16 protein-coding genes are annotated in these 19,329 nt (G+C 65.8%); 7 read left to right on the forward strand and 9 right to left on the reverse strand.

All coding sequences use genetic code 11. From position 1 onward, the window contains the following. The first annotated feature begins 27 nt into the window (after positions 1-27). Positions 28-987, forward strand: coding sequence for an RNA polymerase sigma factor RpoH (rpoH, locus tag SMCB_RS09515; RefSeq protein WP_082027346.1), 960 nt, complete (start codon positions 28-30; stop codon positions 985-987). 63 nt (positions 988-1,050) lie between these two features. Here the strand turns inward: rpoH and lysS are convergent, their stop codons facing one another. Then, on the reverse strand, positions 1,051-2,589 hold the full coding sequence (lysS, locus tag SMCB_RS09520) for a lysine--tRNA ligase (protein WP_045536595.1): 1,539 nt from the start codon (positions 2,587-2,589) through the stop codon (positions 1,051-1,053). A gap of 209 nt (positions 2,590-2,798) precedes the next feature. On the opposite strand from lysS, the gene SMCB_RS09525 reads away from it, so the two are divergent. Then, the gene (locus SMCB_RS09525) at positions 2,799-3,857 is read left to right on the forward strand and encodes a PDDEXK nuclease domain-containing protein (protein ID WP_045537980.1); all 1,059 of its coding nucleotides are present in this window, start codon (positions 2,799-2,801) and stop codon (positions 3,855-3,857) included. 27 nt (positions 3,858-3,884) lie between these two features. On the opposite strand, the gene SMCB_RS09530 is transcribed toward SMCB_RS09525, so the two are convergent. The 3 genes from SMCB_RS09530 to SMCB_RS09540 all read right to left on the reverse strand — a co-directional run bounded on the left by SMCB_RS09530 (position 3,885) and on the right by SMCB_RS09540 (position 6,957). After that, entirely contained in the window at positions 3,885-5,378 is a 1,494-nt protein-coding gene (locus tag SMCB_RS09530) for a tripartite tricarboxylate transporter permease (protein WP_045536597.1), read from the reverse strand. Next, a complete protein-coding gene (locus tag SMCB_RS09535; protein WP_045536599.1) occupies positions 5,378-5,872 on the reverse strand; it encodes a tripartite tricarboxylate transporter TctB family protein in 495 nt (164 codons plus the stop codon). The genes SMCB_RS09530 and SMCB_RS09535 overlap by 1 nt, the downstream gene beginning before the upstream one ends. Before the next feature lie 65 nt (positions 5,873-5,937). Next, entirely contained in the window at positions 5,938-6,957 is a 1,020-nt protein-coding gene (locus SMCB_RS09540; protein WP_197539300.1) for a tripartite tricarboxylate transporter substrate binding protein, read from the reverse strand. 384 nt (positions 6,958-7,341) lie between these two features. Here SMCB_RS09540 and SMCB_RS09545 point away from each other — a divergent pair, with 384 nt between their 5' ends. Further along, positions 7,342-8,175 carry a shikimate dehydrogenase family protein gene (locus SMCB_RS09545; RefSeq protein ID WP_045536601.1) on the forward strand — a complete coding sequence of 278 codons (834 nt, stop codon included), beginning with the start codon at positions 7,342-7,344 and terminating at the stop codon, positions 8,173-8,175. 36 nt (positions 8,176-8,211) lie between these two features. Here SMCB_RS09545 and SMCB_RS09550 read toward each other — a convergent pair whose 3' ends face one another. After that, a complete protein-coding gene (locus tag SMCB_RS09550; protein ID WP_045536603.1) occupies positions 8,212-9,114 on the reverse strand; it encodes a sugar phosphate isomerase/epimerase family protein in 903 nt (300 codons plus the stop codon). Further along, complete coding sequence (locus tag SMCB_RS09555; protein ID WP_420834893.1) at positions 9,111-10,040, reverse strand: VOC family protein; 930 nt, start codon at positions 10,038-10,040, stop codon at positions 9,111-9,113. Before SMCB_RS09555 ends, SMCB_RS09550 begins: the two co-directional genes overlap by 4 nt. A gap of 153 nt (positions 10,041-10,193) precedes the next feature. Between SMCB_RS09555 and SMCB_RS09560 the strand changes: the two genes are divergently transcribed. Beyond that, positions 10,194-10,973 carry an IclR family transcriptional regulator domain-containing protein gene (locus tag SMCB_RS09560; RefSeq protein WP_045536605.1) on the forward strand — a complete coding sequence of 260 codons (780 nt, stop codon included), beginning with the start codon at positions 10,194-10,196 and terminating at the stop codon, positions 10,971-10,973. A 20-nt stretch (positions 10,974-10,993) separates the two neighbouring features. Here the strand turns inward: SMCB_RS09560 and SMCB_RS09565 are convergent, their stop codons facing one another. The 3 genes from SMCB_RS09565 to SMCB_RS09575 all read right to left on the reverse strand — a co-directional run bounded on the left by SMCB_RS09565 (position 10,994) and on the right by SMCB_RS09575 (position 15,715). Then, positions 10,994-12,286, reverse strand: a complete 1,293-nt coding sequence (locus tag SMCB_RS09565; RefSeq protein WP_045536607.1) for a replication-associated recombination protein A — start codon at positions 12,284-12,286, stop codon at positions 10,994-10,996. A gap of 22 nt (positions 12,287-12,308) precedes the next feature. After that, on the reverse strand, positions 12,309-13,040 hold the full coding sequence (lolA, locus tag SMCB_RS09570; RefSeq protein ID WP_082027464.1) for an outer membrane lipoprotein periplasmic chaperone LolA: 732 nt from the start codon (positions 13,038-13,040) through the stop codon (positions 12,309-12,311). 131 nt (positions 13,041-13,171) lie between these two features. Beyond that, a complete protein-coding gene (locus SMCB_RS09575) occupies positions 13,172-15,715 on the reverse strand; it encodes a DNA translocase FtsK (protein WP_045536609.1) in 2,544 nt (847 codons plus the stop codon). Between the two features lie 120 nt (positions 15,716-15,835). Here SMCB_RS09575 and trxB point away from each other — a divergent pair, with 120 nt between their 5' ends. From trxB to SMCB_RS09590, 3 genes are all read left to right on the forward strand, one after another. Continuing rightward, positions 15,836-16,780 (forward strand): thioredoxin-disulfide reductase, encoded by a 945-nt coding sequence (gene trxB / locus SMCB_RS09580; RefSeq protein ID WP_045536610.1) that lies wholly within the window; start codon positions 15,836-15,838, stop codon positions 16,778-16,780. Positions 16,781-16,923: 143 nt separating this feature from the next. Beyond that, positions 16,924-18,531: a carboxyl transferase domain-containing protein gene (locus tag SMCB_RS09585; RefSeq protein WP_045536612.1), complete on the forward strand. Its 1,608-nt coding sequence runs from the start codon at positions 16,924-16,926 to the stop codon at positions 18,529-18,531. A 13-nt stretch (positions 18,532-18,544) separates the two neighbouring features. After that, positions 18,545-19,324, forward strand: coding sequence for an enoyl-CoA hydratase/isomerase family protein (locus SMCB_RS09590; RefSeq protein WP_045536614.1), 780 nt, complete (start codon positions 18,545-18,547; stop codon positions 19,322-19,324). The last annotated feature ends 5 nt before the right edge of the window (positions 19,325-19,329 follow it).

The following is a 19,329-nucleotide window of genomic DNA, read 5'->3' on the forward strand; positions in this document are numbered from 1 at the left end:
GGCTTGACTATCAAAGGAGATGCCCCCATGAGCAGCACCGCCCTTGCCCCGTTTACGCCTTACCAACTCGCGCCCTCCGCCCCCGTGGGCTGGACGGGCACCTCGGCGCTGGTCTTGCCCCCGCTGGGCAACCTAGACGCCTACATCAGCGCCGTCAACCGCCTGCCGCTGCTCACCGCCGAGGAAGAGCACGACTACGCGCAGCGCCTGCAGCAGCACAACGACCTCGAGGCCGCCGGGCGGCTGGTGATGTCGCACCTGCGGCTGGTGGTGTCGGTGTCGCGCCAGTACCTGGGCTACGGCCTGCCGCACGCCGACCTGATCCAAGAGGGCAACGTGGGGCTGATGAAGGCCGTCAAGCGCTTCGACCCGCAGCAGGGGGTGCGGCTGGTGAGCTACGCGCTGCACTGGATCAAGGCCGAAATCCACGAATACATCATCAAAAACTGGCGCATGGTGCGCGTGGCCACGACCAAGGCGCAGCGCAAGCTGTTTTTCAACCTGCGCAGCATGAAGCAGGCTTTCAAGGCGCAGGCGAGCGATGCCGACACGCACCGCGAGCAACTGAGCGAGTTCGAGGTGGACGCGATGGCGCGCGAGCTCAAGGTGCGCCGCGCCGACGTGCTCGAGATGCAGACCCGGCTCGCTGGCGGCGACGTGGTGCTCGACCCCAGCCCGGGCGACGACGGCGAGGAGGCCTACGGCCCGATCGCCTACTTGGCCGACAACGGCCACGAACCGAGTGCGGTGCTGGAGGCGCGCGAGCGCGACCACTTGGCCAGCGAGGGCGTGCAGCAGGCGCTGGGGCAGCTCGATGAGCGCGCGCGCCGCATTGTGAGCGAGCGCTGGCTCAAGGTGGCCGACGACGGCAGCGGCGGCATGACGCTGCACCAACTGGCGGCCGAATACGGCGTGAGCGCCGAGCGCATTCGGCAGATCGAGGCTGCGGCGCTGAAAAAAATGCGCTTGGCGCTGGAGGCGGCTTAAGCCGTTGAGGCGCGCTGAGAGGCTGGCAAGGCTAGGCCGCCCTGCCCCTCTGCCCCTCCTGATTCAGCCCTCCCGGCGCAGCGCCGGGAACAGAATCACGTCGCGGATGCTGGGGCTGTCGGTGAGCAGCATCAGCAAGCGGTCGATGCCGATGCCGCAACCGCCGGCCGGCGGCATGCCGTACTCGAGCGCGCGCACGAAGTCGGCGTCGTAGTACATGGCCTCGTCGTCGCCGCCGTCTTTGTGGCCCGCTTGGGCGGCAAAGCGCGCGGCTTGGTCTTCGGCGTCGTTGAGCTCGCTAAAGCCGTTGGCCACTTCGCGCCCGCTGATGTAGAGCTCGAAGCGCTCGGTAATGCTCGGGTCAGTATCGGAAGCGCGCGCCAGCGGCGAGATTTCGGTCGGGTGGTTGCAGATGAAGGTGGGCTGCCACAGCTGCGGCTCGACGGTTTCTTCAAAGTACATGACTTGCAAACCGGCCAGGCTGCGCTCGGCCAGCCGCTGCTTGACTGGGTCGAGGCCGAGCTGCTGCAACTGGGTTTGCAGCCAGGCGCGGTCGTCGGCGTGGGCGCCGGCGTGGCTGTACTTGGCGATGGCCTCGCGGATGGTGAGGCGCTCGAACGGCGCGCCCAAATCCACATCGCGCCCTTGGTACTGCAACCGCGTGCCGCCACAGACACGCTGCGCCACGTGGCGGATCATCTGCTCGGTAAACACCATCAGGTCGAGGTGGTTCCAGTAGCCCGCGTAGAACTCCATCATGGTGAACTCGGGGTTGTGGCGCACGCTGATGCCTTCGTTGCGGAAGTTGCGGTTGATCTCGAACACGCGCTCGAAACCGCCCACCAGCAGCCGCTTGAGGTAGAGCTCGGGGGCGATGCGCAGGTACATGTCCTGCTCGAGCGCGTTGTGGTGCGTGACGAAAGGCCGCGCATTGGCGCCGCCCGGTATGGGCTGCAGCATGGGCGTTTCGACCTCGAGAAAGTCGTGCGCCAGCATGAACTCGCGCAGGCTGCTCACGGCCAGGCTGCGCGCCAGAAAGCGGCGACGCGCTTGCGGGTCGGTGATCAGATCGACGTAGCGCTGGCGGTACTTGAGCTCTTGGTCGTGTACGCCGTGAAATTTGTCGGGCAGCGGCCGCAGGCTCTTGGTGACCAAGCGCAGCCGCTCGACTTGCAGCGTGAGCTCGCCGGTGCGGGTTTTGAACAGGGTGCCCTCGGCGGCCACGATGTCGCCCAGATCCCAGTGCTTGAAGGCGGCGTGCTGCTCGGCCCCGACGCTGGCGTCGTTGAGGTAGATCTGGATGCGCCCCTCGGTGGGCCCAAAGGAGCCGTCTTGCAGCGTGGCAAAGCTGGCTTTGCCCATCACGCGCTTGAGCATCATGCGCCCGGCCACGCTGGCGCGCACCTGCAGCGGCTCGAGCATCTCTTTGCTCAAGGCCCCGTACTCGGCGTGCAAGGCCTCGGCGCGCTGCTGCGGCTTGATGTCATTGGGGAACGCCACCGGCCCCCCAGCCGCCTGCGCTTGGCGCAGCGCCTGCAGCTTGGCGCGCCGCTCGGAGATCAGGTGGTTTTCGTCGGCGGGCAGGTGCGTGTCGTCGGCCATGGTGCGCTGTGGGGGTGTGGGTGCAAACCTTTGATTTTAGCGGGGGTGGGTGGCCTAGAATGGACGGGGACGGATGGAAACGGATGAGCGGCATCCGGTTTACGCAGCGGAGGGACACAGATGGACTGGGAACTTGAAGATGCAGCACAACCCGGCGCAGCCCAGTGGTCGGCGCTGCGCTGCTGGGCCCTGAGCGCTGGAGTGCTGGCATGAGCGAGCGCCCGATTGCCATCACCGCGCCGCCAGCGGGCTATGCCGACTGGCTGGCCGAGCTCAAAATCCGCATCCACAGCGCTCAGCAGCGCGCCGCGCTGGCGGTGAACCGCGAGCTGGTGCTGCTGTACTGGCAGATAGGCCGCGACATCTTGCAGCGCCAAAGCCGCGAGGGCTGGGGCGCCAAGGTGATCGAGCGGCTGGCGCACGATTTGCGCACCGCCTTCCCGGACATGAAGGGGTTTTCGCCGCGCAACCTCAAGTACATGCGCAGTTTTGCCCAAGCTTGGCCCGAGGCTGAATTTGTGCAAGCGGTGCTTGCACAATTGCCTTGGTACCACCAGCTTGCCCTACTGGACAAGTTGACCGAGAGCGCGGCACGGCGCTGGTATGCCACCAAGGCGATTGAGCACAACTGGTCGCGCAACGTCTTGGTGATGCAGATCGAAACCCGCGCCCACACCCGCGCAGGCCAAGCCATCACCAACTTTGCCGAGCGCCTGCCAGCGCCGCTCTCCGACTTGGCGCGCGAGTCGCTGAAGGACCCTTATCGCTTTGATTTTTTGGGTTTGCACGATGATGCACAGGAGCGCGCCATCGAGCAAGCGCTGGTGCAGCATGTGACGCAGTTTTTGCTCGAGCTGGGCGCAGGCTTTGCCTTTGTGGGGCGGCAGGTGCTGCTGGAGGTAGGGGGCGACGAGTTCTTCATCGACCTGCTGTTCTACCACCTGAAGCTGCGCTGCTACGTGGTGATCGAGCTCAAAGGCGGCCAGTTCAAGCCCGAGCATCTGGGGCAACTGGGTTTTTACCTCACTGCGGTGGACCGCCAGATCAAGGGTGAGCACGACCAACCCACCATCGGCCTGCTGCTGTGCAAGAGCAAGAACAAAGTGGTAGCCGAGTATGCCTTGGGCGACAAGACCCAACCCATGGGCGTGGCCGAGTTCAAGCTGCTGGAATCGTTGCCGGCTGAACTGCAAACCGGCCTGCCCAGCATTGAACAGATTGAGCGCGAGTTGCAGGCCCTACCCGGTGTGCCGACGGAAGGCGATTGATGGGCTGCCCCCGCCCACACACACCGCCTACTTACCCCGGCTGCGCCAGCGCTTCCACCACGGCGTGCTCACCAGCAAGCTAAAGCCCAAGGCCAGCAGCAGGATGACGGAGATCGGCGAGGTGAAAAACTCGGTGAAGAACAGCACCGGGTCTTCGCCCGTCATCAGGATCGACTGGCGGTAACTGCGCTCCAATAAGGGCCCCAGCACGATCCCCAAGATCACCGGCGCCACCGGGAAGCCGTAAATCTTCATCAGGTAACCCAGCACGCCAAAGCCCAGCATCCAGTACACATCGACCGGGTTGTTGTTGATCGCGTAGGCGCCGACGGCGGACAGAATCAAGATCACCGGCAACAAAAAGGCCTTCGGTGTTTCGACCACCTTGGCAAAAATGCGGATGCCGGTCAGGCCAAAGATGAGCAAGAAAATGTTGGCCAGCACGAGCGAGCCGACGATGAACCAGAACAAATCGGGCGTCTCGGTCATCAGCAGCGGCCCAGGGCGCAGGCCGTGGATGAACATGGCGCCGATGATCACCGCCGTCACGGCATCGCCCGGAATGCCCAGCGTCATCATGGGAATGTAGGCCCCGCCGACCGAGGCGTTGTTGGCGCTCTCGGGTGCCACCACCCCTTCGTAGGCGCCCTGACCAAAGGGGCGCGAGGGGTTTTTGGTCGAGCGCCGTGCGTGGTCGTAAGCCATCAAGGACGCAATGTCGCCACCGGCACCCGGCAACGCCCCGATGCCCACCCCGATGGCCGAGCTGCGCATGGAAAGCGGAAAGTGCTGCTTGACCAGCGCCCAAGACGGGATGATCTTGCTCACGTTTTGCTTGACCGCCTTGACGTGCAGGTAATGCATCTGCGCCAGCACCTCGGCCACGCCAAACAGCCCGATCATGGCGGCAATGAAGTTGATGCCCGCCGACAGCTGCAACGAATCGAAAGTCAGGCGCGCCTCGGCGGTGAGCGGGTCCAGCCCCACGGTCGAGATCAGCACCCCGAGGGCGGCGGCAAAAACGCCTTTGGCCATCGAGTCGCCCGTGAGCCCGCCCACCAGCAACAAACCCATCACGGCCAGCAGCAGGTAATCGCGCGGGCTGAACATCAGGGCCAGATCGGAAATCAATGGCGCCCCGATCGCCAGCACCGCAATGCCGACAAAACCGCCGATCACCGACATGACGGTGGACAGGCCGATCGCCTTGCCCGCTTCGCCCATTTTGGCCAAGGGGTAGCCGTCCAGCGTGGTGGCCACGGCCGCCGGCGCGCCCGGTATGTTGAGCAAAATGGCGCTGCGCGAGCCGCCATACACCCCACCCAGAAAGATGCCGGAAATCAGCACCAGCGCGTCATGTATCGGCCACTTGAAGGTGAACGAAACCAGAATCGACACCGCCATGGTGACCGACAGGCCCGGTATGGCGCCGATGTAAATCCCGGCAAAGGTGCCGATCGCGGCCAGCAGCAACAGCCACGGGTCGATCCAAGAGGCAAAGAAGGCGTGCACCAGTTCCATTATTGAAACACCCCTTGCCACAGGCGACCACCCGGCAAAACGACCGAAAACAGCTCTTCAAACACAATGTAGATCACCACCAGCGTGCCCACGCTCACCACCAGGTTCAGAAACCAGCGGAAACTGCCGAGCACAAACATCGAGGCGTACAAAAACAAAAAAGAGACCAATAAAAACCCCAGTTGCTCGAGCAGCACCACGTACAAGACGATGAGCACCAGCATGAACAGCAGAGCCGGGGGGGTGACTTGCACCATCAGGCGGCGCACCAAGCCGGCCTCTGGCTCGCCGGGTGGGCGGCGCAGCGTCTGCACCAAGATCACCAAGGCGCAGACCGCCATCAGTCCCGCAGCGGCCATGGGCACCGCCCCTGCCGAGGCAAAAGACTCAAAGCCCGAGATTGTGTAGGCCGACCAGAGCAAAAACAGGCTCACCGCCAGCAGCAGCAGCACAAAAAAGACTTCGCCCACGACCCTAGGCTTGGTATCTGACATCACAGCACCCGCTACAAAAAATGAAATGGGCGCGCAGCACGCCGCGCGCCCGCTTGCCAACGCGATCAGCGTGGCCGGGGAATGCCCAGCGTTTCCGGGTTCACCCGCGCTTGGCCAGCGTCTTGGTAGAGCCAGGCGGTGGTCGAGGTCCAGCGGTTGATGAAGCGCTGCGCCTCGTCGCCGCCGAGGTTGAGCATGGTGTTGCCGCGCCCCTCCATCATGCGCCGGTAGTCGGGGTTGTTGCCCGCTTCGCGGAAAGCCGCCACCAGCCGCGCCTTGGCGGCATCGGGCACCTCGCGCCGCACGAACACGCCAAACCAAGCACCCCAAGGCAAGAAGCGCGGCAAACCAGCCAGCGATGGCGCGTTGGTCATGGGGGCAATGCCTTGGAACGGCTGGTCGCTCAACACCCCCAAGGCTTTGAGGCGACCAGCGCGCACGTGCTCAATCGCGGCCGCCGAGGTGAGGAAACCGATATCTAGGTGGCCGCCTTGCAGGGCAGCGATGGCTGGCCCGTCGCCGTCGAAGGGCACCATTAGGGTTTCGAAGCGCGTCAGTCTGGAGATCATCAGGTTGACGGTAAAGGGCACCGTGCCGATGCCGGACAGGTATTGGCGCACCCGGCGTGGGTTGGCCTGCACGAAGCTCAAAATATCCTGCATGGTGTTCCACGGCGCATCGGGGCGCGTGACCAACAAAATGGTGTTGGCCATGGCGGCAATGTTGACCGGGAAAAACTCGTTGTAATCGAAGTCGGCCACCCCCATGACGCGAAACAGCGCTTGCGGCTCGGCCCCCATGAGCAGGGTGTAGCCATCGGCCGGTTGCTGGCGCACGAAGTTGGCGGCGATCGCGCCGGCCGCGCCCGGGCGGTTCGAGAGCACGATGTTGCGCCCCAGCACGCGCTCGGCGTGCGGCGCATAACCGCGCATGCTGATGTCGGTGCCACCGCCGGCACCAAACTGGATGATGCCGTTGAGGTCGCGGGTGGGAAAGGGCGCTTGGGCCAAGGCGAGCTTGCTCATCGAGGCGCTGGCCAGCGCAGCGAGCGTAGCACCCATGAATTGACGTTTGTCGAGCGACATGATGTGTGTCTCCTGAAAAATTGAACCGAATAAACCGACAAGGGACGCGGTGACTCAGACCTGCCGGCACCCACTCGATGGCTTGCCCCAAGTCTTGTAGGGTACTCTATGCGATGCCGCATAGCCTAGGAAGGTGCCGCCAGAAAGCGCCGATCGGTGAGCATACTTTGGCGAACGACTATCGATCGAAATCATGGAATACCCTAGATTTTTCGCCCATTTTTTGAGGGGTTCCGACTTTGATCCACTCTCGAAAATAAGGGTTAACGCCCATTTCGAGCGATCTTCATCCGATTCAGCGCGATCTTCGTACGTTTGCCGCCCGTTGCTCCCCGTGGGCGCCAGCGTCGTGCATAGAATGAAAAGCCCGAGGAGACCCATTTCATGATCAACGGCCACACTGAAATCATCGCCCACATTGGCTTTCCCACGCACAGCTTCAAGTCGCCGCAGATCTACAACCCCTACTTTCGCTCGATCGGTGAAAACTCGGTGGTGGTGCCGCTGGCCTGCGAAGCGCGGGACTATCCGCAGTTTTTGCGCGCCATTTTTGCGCTGCGCAACATCCGCGGCGCCTTGGTGACGATGCCGCACAAGATGACCACGCTCAATCTGGTCGATGTCGCCAGCCCGGCTGCCATGGTGGCCGGGGCTTGCAACGCGGTCAAAAAGGGGGCCGATGGGCGCCTGCTGGGCGATATGTTCGACGGCGAGGGCTTCAGCCGCGCCCTGTTGCGCAAAGGACACCCGATCAAGGGCAGCAAGGTGTTGATCGTGGGCTGCGGCGGCGTGGGCAGCGCCATTGCGGCCGCACTGGCGGCACACCAGCCGGCCATGCTGCGCCTGCACGACCGCCAGGCCGAGAGCGCGCACGCGCTGGCGCAGCGCCTGCAAACCTATTTCCCGGCCACGCGGGTTGCAGTCACCGACAACGACCCGGCCGGGATGGACACCGTCATCAACGCCAGCCCGCTGGGCATGAACCCAGACGACCCGCTGCCGCTGGATGTGCAGCGTCTGGCCCCGCAGACGCTGGTGGGCGATGTGGTGATGGCGCAAACCCTGACGCCGCTGCTGGCGGCTGCACAGCAACGGGGCTGCCCGATCCAGATCGGCACCGACATGCTGTTTGAGCAAATTCCGGTCTATCTGGAGTATTTTGGCTACCCCAGCACCGACGCCCAGACCCTGCGCTCGTTGGCGCAACTCGAAGCCTGAATACAGCCCCGCTTCAAAATCCGTAAAAAAGGCCGATCAGGCGCGCAAGCGCAGGCTGTTGGGAAAAGGCACCGAGCTGCGCAGCACATCGTCGGCCAGCCAGAGCGCCGACCGCTTGGCTTGCTGCACCACGTTGGGCAAGGGCATTTGCAGGTAGTCTTCGTTGAAGACCTCGAAGCTGTAATCGCCCGTGTAGCGCAGGGCATTCAGGCGCAGCACCAGATCGACCAATTGCTGGCTGTGCACCCCCTCGCCCGGGAACACCCTGAAGGTGCGCGCCGTGGCTATGCGCTCGGCAAAGGTTTTGGTCTCTTGCCACATGAAATCGGACAGTTGCACCAGCAGGATTTTTTCCGGGTCGATGTAGTCGATTTCTTCGATCGGCGTGCCGGCGGCAAAAATGTGGAACGAATCGATGCCCAGCCCCAGATTGGGCGCATCGGCGCGGCACACCACGTCCCACGCGGTGGTGAACTGGTTCACCACCCGCCCCCACGACAGCGCCTCGTAGGCGATTTTGATGCCCAAGGGCAGCGCCAGCATCGAGAGCTTGCGCAAATCGGCGGCCAAATGGTCGAGGTCGTGGCTGGCGTGCACCGAAGTGGATGAGCACACCAGCAGCAAGCGGCTCTCGAGCGTGGCACACAGTTCGAGCATGCTTTTGGCTACCTCGACCTTGTAATCGTGCAAATGGCCCGACAAGCCTTCGAAATCGCGCAGCACCTGAAAACCGGTCACGCGCAAGCCACTGGCCTTGACCGCCCGCACCGCCGCCTCGACCCCGCCCGGGTGCCCCACCAAGTCGTTGGCTTTGAGCATCACCTGCTCAAACCCGGCGCGCTGCATGGCTTCGAGCTTGGCCTCGAGGGTGCCCGGCAGCGTGATGGTGTCCATGCCAAAGGCGGTGGGCACCTGCCGCGCAGCTTGGGCAGCGCTCATGGCTGCACCCCCGGCGTGCTTTTGACGAGCTCGAACACCACCGCGCCGAGATAGGTTTTGCTGATGGCCCCGCGCGCCTCGCTGTGCGCGGCCTCGGTCTCCACAAACTCGACCCCATTGCGGCGCAACTGCTGCACCGCCTGCAACACATCGGGTACGCCCAAGCCTATGCGTTGCAGGCGCTCATCGACATCGATCACATTGGGCTCGGGCTCGATCAGCTGCAACAAAAATTCCGCCCCGGGGTGGATGGCGGGCAGGCGCATGAGCTTGCCTTTGGGCAAAATACCAAAGCGCTCCTCGTCGGGAATCAGGCGTGCCCCGAGCAGTTCGGTATAAAACTCGATCCAGTCGTTGCTGCGCTCGGGCCCAATGTACTGAACGACGCCAAAAAAATGAATCCCGGCGGTGGCCGGCGGGTGTTGCTCGACCCCGGGCACCGGGATGAAATCGACGTCGTAAATCGAAAACTCGCGGTAGCGATCGACAAAATAAATCCGGCTCCCGCCCACCCCGTGAATGGCCGGGATGTTGAGCTCCATCACTTCGGCGTGGGTGGGCACCGGCCAAGCGCCTTTGTCTTGCACGTAGCGGTAGGCGGCGCGCGCATCGCGCACGCGCAAGGCAATGGCTGACAGGCTGGCAACGCCCGAGGTGTCGGGCAAGCGGCCGTCGCGGCCCTGCGTCGTGTGCGCATTGACCACCACATTGAGCCCGCCTTGGCGGTACAGCAACACCTCGCGCGAGCGGTGGCGCGAGACGGGCTTGAAACCCATCATCTCCAGCACCTGCCCCAAGGCCTGCGGTTTGCTGGTGGCGTATTCGATGAACTCGATGCCATCGAGCCCGATCGGGTTGGCTTCGTCGCTGCTAAAGGCCAGCAAGGGTTCGCGCATCCCGGTGGCCAGGCTGCTGATTTCGTTCATGGGCGGTGCTCCTCTGTATATTTGGCACTGTAAGCGAGTTTGCTGGGCAAGTGACCACCCCGAGCGCTCGCCATTTGCGCTGATCGCTCATAATCGAACGATCATCGATCAAAACTCGTGCCACCATACCCCACGAGCGAAACACCACCCGCCATGCAACCCCACACCGCAGCCGCAACCCTCGAGCGCCGGGACTGGATCGCCGGACTGGAAAAAGGCCTGTCGATCATGCAGGTGTTCGACTCCGAGCACCCGCGCCTGACGGCCAGCCAGGCCGGTCAGCGCTGTGGCCTGACCCGCACCGCTGCCCGCCGCCACTTGCTCACGCTGGTGCATCTGGGCTATGTGGCCACCGACGGCAAGCTGTTTTGGCTCACGCCGCGCGTGCTGCGCCTGTCGCACGCCTACCTGGATTCGGCCCGGCTGCCGCGCGCCGTGCAGCCCTATTTGCAGCGCGTCACGGCGGGCACTGGGGAATCCTCGTATGTGGCGGTGCTGGATGAAAACGATGTGGTCTATCTGGCACGCAGCGGCACCCTGCGCCACACCCATTCGGGCTATATGCTGGGCTCGCGGGTGCAGGCGCACGTGACAGCGGCCGGGATCGTGATTCTGGGCATGCTCGGGCCCGCGCACTGGAACCCGTGGCTGGAGCGGCAAACCCTGCGCCCCTACACGGTTCACACCTTAAGCGACAAGGATCGGCTGCGCGCCTGTTTCGAGCAAGCCCGCCTGCAAGGCTGGTTCATTTCGGATCAGCAGCTCGAGGTGAATTTTCGTGGCGTTTCGGTGGCGCTGTACGACCACAAAGACCAGCTGCTGGGCGCTTTGAGCGTGACCATGCCCATCAACAACGAAAGCCAAGAGACGGCCCTCAAGCGCGTGCTGCCGGTGTTGCAGGAAACGGCGCGCAGCATGCGGCTGCTGCTTTAAAACGGCGCGGGCTTGCTGGCTCAGGGCTTGGAAGCGGCCGCATTGCGCGCACGCAGCTCGCGCAGCTTGTCGCCGATACGGATCTCGAGGCCGCGTGGCACCGGTTCGTACAGGGGGGGCGGGTGCAGGCCATCGGGGAAGTAGTTTTCGCCGGCAGCGAAGGCGTCGGGTTCGTCGTGCGCGTAGCGGTAGCCTTGGCCGTGCTCGAGCGTGCGCATGAGCGCCGTGGGGGCGTTGCGCAGGCGCAGCGGCACCGGCCGGCTGCCGTCGCGCTGCACCAAGGCGCGCGCGCTTTTGTAGGCGCTGTAGGCGGCGTTGCTCTTGGGGGCCACGGCGAGGTAGAGCGTGGCTTGGGCCAGCGTCAGCTCGCCTTCGGGGCTGCCCAAGCGCTCATAGACTTCGGCGGCGTCGAGCGCGATGCGCAGCGCGCGCGGGTCGGCCAGGCCGATGTCTTCGCTGGCCATGCGGATCAGCCGCCGCGCGAGGTAGCGCGGGTCGGCGCCGCCGTCGAGCATGCGCACCAGCCAGTACAGGGCGGCGTCGGGGTCGGAGCCGCGCACGCTTTTGTGCAGGGCGCTGATGCTGTCGTAGAAGGCGTCGCCGCCCTTGTCGAAGCGGCGCAGCTGCTGGCCCAGCAGGCCCAGCAGCCAGTCGGCGTTTATGGCCGGCAGCCGTTGCGCGCCGGCGGCCACGGCCACGGTCTCGAGGGTGTTGAGCAAGCGCCGGGCGTCGCCGTCGGCGTGGCCGATGAGGAGCTGGCGCGCGGCCGGATCGATCGCCGGCAGGCCAGTGTGGGCTTGGGCGCGCTCGAGCAGTTGCTCGAGCTCGGCCTCGCTCAAGGGCTGCAACACATAGACGGTAGCGCGCGAGAGCAGGGCCGAATTGACTTCGAAGCTCGGGTTTTCGGTGCTGGCACCGATGAAGGTAAAGAGCCCGCTTTCGACGTGCGGCAAAAAGGCGTCTTGCTGGCTTTTGTTGAAGCGGTGCACCTCATCGACGAACACCAGCGTGGCGCGCGGCGGCTGGCCGACACGCGCCTGCTGGGCGCGCTCGACGGCGTCGCGGATGTCGCGCACGCCCCCCAGCACGGCGCTGATGGCGATGAATTCGGCCTCGAAGGCCTGCGCCATGAGCCGCGCCAGCGTGGTTTTTCCGACCCCCGGCGGCCCCCACAGGATGCAGCTGTGCGGCTGCCCGGTCTCGAAGGCCACGCGCAGCGGCTTGCCGGGCCCGAGCAGGTGCGCTTGGCCGATCACGTCGGCCAAGGTCTGCGGGCGCAGCCGCTCTGCTAGTGGGCGGGTGCCGGCCTGCATAGAACTCAGCGTGGCCGGGGCTTCATTCGGGCCGGATCAGCGCCGCACCGGGCGGCACGCTGAAGCTGAAGTGGCCGGGCCGGAACGCGCTTCGGGTGTCGAGCCGCTCGAAGGCGATGTGCGAGCGCTGGCCGAAGCGGTCCAGAATCTCGAGCACCGCCAACTGGCCGCCGCGAAAGCCGATGCGCACCGCTTGCAGCGGCGCGTCGGCGCCCTTGGGCAACGCCTGCACCCAGCGCAGGCCGTCGGCGTCGGGGGCGTTGCTCAGGCTGAAGGCCTGCTGCAGGGTGCGCAGGTCGGCCCCGGAGGCCAGCAGGGCGGCCGGGGTCTGGCCCAGCACCTCGCGCTGCGCCCGCGCCGTGACTTGGGCCAGATCGGGGTCGTAGAGCCACAGGGTTTGGCCATCGGCGACGATGAGCTGCTCAAACGGCCGCTGGTAATGAAAGCGAAAGCGGTTCGGGCGCTGAAACTCGAACACCCCGTGGCTGATTTGCACCCGCGCGGCCGGGGCGTTGGCGGCCGCCAAGGCGTCGGGAGCGGGCGCCGGGCGCGGGCCGGTCACGGTCTGGGTGAAGGCGCTGCGGCCTTGCTGGGTCTGCCGCAAAAAGGCTTGCAAGTCGCCCAAGGCGGTGCCGGGGGTGGTGGCGGTGGCCGCCGCAGCGGCTGCCGGGGTGGCCGGGCCGCTGGCCGCTGGGGTAGCCACCGCCGCAACGGGCAGGGTGGCCAAGGCCGCCAGCGTGGCCCATGTGGCCATGGCGCGAGCCAGGCCGGGGAGCGTAAAGGGGTGTCGGTGCATGGTACCCATTTTGATGCAAAGCCGGCGCAGCGGTTGCAGACAGCGGCGGCGCAGGTGTAAGGAGTTGTGGCCGCAGCCTCTGTAGCCGCTCAATCGGCGCTGCGCCCGCCCACCAGAATGTCGCGCTGGCCGCTGCTGGTCAGGGCGCTCACCAGCCCGGCGCGCTCCATGTCTTCGAGCAGGCGCGCGGCGCGGTTGTAGCCGATCTTGAGCTTGCGCTGCACGTAGCTGATGCTGGCCTTGCGGTCTTGCAGCACGATCGCCACCGCCTGGTCGTAGAGCGGGTCGGTTTCGCCGCCCGCGCCCGCGCCGGCGTCGCCCTCGGCTTCGCTGCCGCCTTCGGCGTCGATCGGGGCTTCCAGCACGCCGTCGATGTAATCGGGCTCGCCGCACTGGGCCTTGAGCCAAGCCACCACGCGGTGCACTTCGTCGTCGCTGACAAAAGCGCCATGAACGCGGCTGGGGTAGCCGCTGCCGCTGGGCATGTAGAGCATGTCGCCCATGCCCAGCAGGGCCTCGGCACCCATCTGGTCCAAAATGGTGCGGCTGTCGATCTTGCTGCTGACCTGAAAGCTGATGCGCGTCGGGATGTTGGCCTTGATCAGGCCGGTGATCACATCGACACTGGGGCGCTGGGTGGCCAAAATCAGGTGGATGCCGGCGGCGCGCGCTTTTTGCGCCAAGCGGGCGATGAGCTCCTCGATTTTTTTGCCCACCACCATCATCAGGTCGGCCAGCTCGTCGATCACCACCACGATGTGCGGCAGGCGCTGCAGAGGCTCGGGCTGCTCGGGCGTGAGGCTAAAGGGGTTGCCGATGGGCTCGCCACGCGCCGCCGCCTCGGCGATCTTGGCGTTGTAGCCGGCCAGGTTGCGCACCCCGAGCTTGCTCAGCAGGCGGTAGCGCTTGTCCATCTCGGCCACGCACCAGTTGAGCGCGTTGGCGGCCTGCTTCATGTCGGTGACCACCGGCGCCAGCAGGTGCGCGATGCCCTCGTAGACGCTGAGCTCGAGCATCTTGGGGTCGATCAGCAGCAGGCGCACGTCGCGCGGGTCGGCCTTGTAGAGCAGGCTCAGGATCATGGCGTTGATGCCCACCGACTTGCCCGAACCGGTGGTGCCGGCCACCAAGCAATGCGGCATTTTGGCCAGATCGACCACCACCGGGTGCCCGCCGATGTCTTTGCCCAGCCCCATGGTGAGCAGGCTTTTGGCGTCGTGATAGACCTGCGAGCCCAGAATCTCGCTCAGGCGGATGGTCTGGCGCCGGGCGTTGGGCAGCTCGAGCGCCATCAGGTTTTTGCCGGGGATGGTTTCGATCACGCGGATGCTCACCAGCGACAGCGAGCGCGCCAGATCGCGCGCCAGATTCACCACCTGCGAGCCCTTGACGCCGGTGGCCGGCTCGATCTCGTAGCGCGTGATCACCGGCCCGGGCAGCGCCGCCACCACCTGCACCTGCACGCCAAAGTCGCCCAGCTTTTTCTCGATCAGGCGGCTGGTCATCTCCAGCGTTTCGGGGGCCACGCTGGCCGACTGGCGCGTGGCGGCGTCGAGCAGGTCGATCTGCGGCAGCTTGGTGTCGCTCAAATCGTGGAACAGCGGCTGCTGGCGCTCTTTGACCACGCGGCTGCTGGGTGGCACTTCGGTGAGCACGGGTTCGATCTGCAACGCCTTGGCCGCGGGTTTGGCGGCGGGTTTGGCCCCCGCAGCGGCGGCTGGCTTGTGTAGAGGCGGCTCCAACAACGGCTCGGCGTCGGTATCGTCGTCTTGCGCGCCGGGGCTGAGGCCACTGCCAAAGCTTGGGTCAACGGCGGCTCGCTCATCCCCTTGCACGCTCAACGGGTGCGCCGGGTGCAACTGCTCGTATTCCGATTCCTCGAGGCTGCGCTGGCGCAGGGCTTGGCGGCCGATGCGCAGGTCTTCTTTGGCCTCGCGGCGCAGGCGCCAGCGCTGCACCGCGTCGTCAACCCAGCGTCCCAAACCCTCGGCCGCCTCGGCCCAAGAAAACCGAAACACCCCCGCCATAGCCACCAGCAACAGGCAGATGGCGAGCAAGGCCGACCCAGTCTGCCCCAGCCAGAGCTGCGCCGGCGGCCCCAGCAGGCTGCCCAACAGGCCACCGGACTCACCCGGCAGCCACGCATCCCAGCGGTGCAGCCGACTCCACTCCAGCACCGTGCTGGTCGCCAGCAGCAACAACAGCCCGGCGCCAAACGCTACCCCAGGCCACGGCGGCTGCTGCAAGCGAGCACGCAAAGCGGCCAGCGGTGTATCGGGCCGCGCCACAGATCTGCTGGGCCCGGCAGCAGCAGGCACGCGCAACCAGCGCGCCAACCCCATCAGCCAGATATGCGAGGCTGCCAGCACCAACCACCACACCGACGCCCCCAGCAAAAGGTAGCTGAAATCGGCCAGCCAGGCGCCGGCGCGCCCGCCCCAGTTGGCGCTGGCCGAGGCCACGCCCGAGGTGGACCAAGCGGCATCGCCGGGGCTGTAGCTCAGCAGCGCGAGCCACCAAAACAGCAGCCCGGCCGCTCCCAGCAGCAGGGCAAACTCCTGCGTGAAGCGCCGAATGCCGCGGGCCGCGCTGCGCGCTGCGTCTTTGTTGAGGGTGTTGACAGGGGTACTCATGTGCAGGCGCTAGCTTAACCGAGGCCGCCCGCTGGTCAAAAATACATACCCCCACCTGCATTTGAGTTTGCTGCTACGATACACTCACCTTTAGCCCACTGCACCCGGAGAGCCCACACCATGAACCCCCGCCACGCCCAAGTCCTGATCCTCGGTTCCGGCCCGGCCGGCTACACCGCCGCCGTCTATGCCGCGCGCGCCAACCTCAAACCGCTCTTGATCACCGGCATGGCCCAAGGCGGCCAGCTCATGACCACCACCGACGTGGACAACTGGCCCGCCGACGCCCAAGGGGTGCAGGGCCCGGAACTGATGCAGCGCTTTCAGGCCCACGCCGAGCGCTTCCAGACCGAGATCGTGTTCGACCACATCCAGAGCGTGGACCTGAGCCAGCGCCCGTTTCGCCTCCAAGGCGACAGCGGCCAGTACAGCTGCGACAGCCTGATCATCGCCACCGGGGCCTCGGCCAAATACCTCGGCCTGCCCTCGGAGCAAGCCTTCATGGGCCGCGGCGTGAGCGGCTGCGCCACCTGCGACGGCTTTTTTTACCGCGACCAAGAGGTGTGCGTGGTGGGTGGCGGCAGCGCGGCGGTGGAAGAGGCGCTGTACCTGTCCAACATCGCCAGCAAGGTAACGCTGGTGCACCGGCGCGACGCTTTTCGCGCCGAACCGATCTTGGTGGACAAGCTCATGGCCAAGGTGGCCGAGGGCCGCATCGAGCTCAAGCTTTTTTATGTCCTTGACGAGGTGCTGGGTGACGAGCGCGGCGTGAATGGGGTGCGCATCAAGCAGGTGCAGACCGGGCAGACCCAGGACATCGCGCTGCACGGCTGCTTCATCGCCATCGGCCACAGTCCCAACACCGAACTGTTCAAAGGCCAGCTCGAGCTCAAAGACGGCTACATCGTGACCCAAAGCGGGCAAAACGGCTTTGCCACCCAGACCAGCGTGCCCGGCGTGTTCGCCGCGGGCGACGTGCAAGACCACATCTACCGCCAAGCCATCACCAGCGCCGGCACCGGCTGCATGGCGGCGCTGGACGCGCAGCGGTTTTTGGGGCGATAAGCCGCGAGTTGCGGCGCACATGTGCAACGCCGCGCAACGCCGCAGGGGGTGTTTGGCTGTGCAAGACGGGCAGGAACAATCGCCTCCCAGCCTCCCAGCCTCTCGGTGCACAATGGGGGCTTAAAAAGTTAGGAGACGCCCCGATGACCGTTTTGGAGACTAGGCTCAAAAACCGCAGCGCCGAGTTTTTGGCCAATCAAGAATCCATGCTCGCCCTGGTGGTCGATTTGCGCCAGCGGCTGGAACAGATCGCGCAGGGTGGCGGCGCGGCGGCGCGCGCCAAGCACACCGCCCGTGGCAAGCTGCTGCCACGCGAGCGCGTGCAAACCCTGCTCGACCCCGGCACCCCGTTTCTGGAGCTGGCCCCGCTGGCCGCGCTCGATGTCTATGACAACGACGCCCCCTGCGCCGGCCTGATCACTGGCATTGGCCGCGTGGCCGGCATCGAGTGCATGGTGGTGTGCAACGACGCCACCGTCAAGGGCGGCACCTACTACCCGCTGACGGTCAAAAAACACCTGCGCGCGCAAGAAATCGCACAGCAAAACCGCCTGCCCTGCATCTATCTGGTGGATTCGGGCGGCGCCAACCTGCCCAACCAAGACGAGGTGTTCCCAGACCGGGACCACTTTGGCCGCATTTTCTACAACCAGGCGCAGATGAGCGCGCAGGGCATCGCGCAGATCGCGGTGGTGATGGGCTCGTGCACCGCCGGCGGCGCCTACGTGCCGGCGATGAGCGACGAATCCATCATCGTGCAAAACCAGGGCACCATCTTTTTGGGCGGGCCGCCGCTGGTGAAGGCCGCCACCGGCGAGGTGGTGAGCGCCGAAGACTTGGGCGGCGGCGACGTGCACGCACGCCTGTCGGGCGTGGCCGACCACCTGGCGCAAAACGATCTGCACGCGCTGGCGCTGGCGCGGCAAGCGGTGGCGCACCTGGGGCGGCGCAAGCAACCCGAGGCGGTGCTGCGCACGCCGCAGCCGCCGCGCTACCCGGCCACCGATCTGCACGGCATCGTGCCCACCGACACGCGCAAGCCCTTTGATGTGCGCGAGATCATCGCCCGCCTTGTGGACGGCTCCGAATTCCACGAATTCAAGGCCCTGTACGGCAGCACGCTGGTCTGCGGCTTTGCCCACATCGAGGGCATGCCGGTGGGCATCGTGGCCAACAACGGCATCTTGTTCAGCGAATCGGCGCAAAAGGGCGCGCACTTCATCGAGCTGTGCTGCCAGCGCAAGGTGCCGCTGGTGTTTTTGCAAAACATCACCGGTTTCATGGTGGGGCGCAAGGTGGAAAACGAAGGCATCGCGCGCCACGGCGCCAAGATGGTGACGGCGGTGGCCACGGCGGCGGTGCCCAAGTTCACGGTGATCATCGGCGGCAGCTTTGGTGCCGGCAACTACGGCATGTGCGGGCGCGCTTTTGGCCCGCGCTTTTTGTGGATGTGGCCCAATGCGCGCATCAGCGTCATGGGCGGCGAGCAGGCGGCCAGCGTGCTGGCCACGCTCAAGCGCGACGCCATCGAGGCCAAGGGCGGCCAATGGGCGCTCGAGGACGAAGAGGCCTTCAAAGCCCCGCTGCGCCAGCAGTACGAAACCCAAGGCCACCCCTACTACGCCAGCGCGCGCCTGTGGGACGACGGCGTGATCGACCCCGCCGACACGCGCCGGGTGCTGGCGCTGGGGCTGTCGGCGGCGCTCAACGCACCCATAGCCGACACGCGCTTTGGCGTGTTTCGCATGTAAGGGGGCGCAGAGCATGGCCCACTTGCAGGTGACGGTGCGCGGTGCGCGCGCCACCGTGGTGCTGACGCGGCCCGAGCTGCGCAACGCCTTCAACGAGGAGCTGATTGCCGAGCTCAGCGCCGCTTTTCAGGCGCTGGGTGCGCGCGACGACGTGCGCGCCATCGTGCTGGCGGCCGAGGGGCCGGCCTTTTGCGCCGGGGCCGATCTGCACTGGATGCGCCGCATGGCCGACTACACGCGCGAGCAAAACCTGGCCGATGCCGGGCTGCTGGCGGCCATGCTGCGCGCCATTCACGACTGCCCCAAGCCCACCGTGGCGCGGGTGCAAGGCGATGTGTACGCCGGTGGGATGGGGCTGGTGGCGGCCTGCGACATGGCGGTGGCGGTGCAAGGGGCCCACTTTTGCCTGAGCGAAGTCAAGCTGGGCCTGATTCCGGCCACCATCGGCCCCTACGTGCAGCGCGCCATGGGCGCGCGCGCGGCGCAGCGCTACTTTTTGAGCGCCGAACGCTTCGATGCCGCCGAGGCGCTGCGCATCGGCTTCGTGCACGCCGTGGTGGCGCCCGAGGCGCTGGATGCGCGCGTCGATGAGCTCGTGGGCGCCCTGTGCACCAACGGCCCGGCCGCCGTGCGTGCCTGCAAGCGGCTGCTGCACGACATTGCCCAAGCGCCGCTGGACGAGGCGCTGGTGGCGCGCACGGTCGAGGCCATCGCCGACATCCGCGCCAGCGCCGAAGGGCGCGAGGGCGTGCAGTCGTTCCTACAAAAACGCAAGCCCAATTGGCTGGACTGAGGACA

Origin of the sequence: Serpentinimonas maccroryi, from assembly GCF_000828915.1 — a bacterium.
Classification (GTDB): domain Bacteria; phylum Pseudomonadota; class Gammaproteobacteria; order Burkholderiales; family Burkholderiaceae_C; genus Serpentinimonas; species Serpentinimonas maccroryi.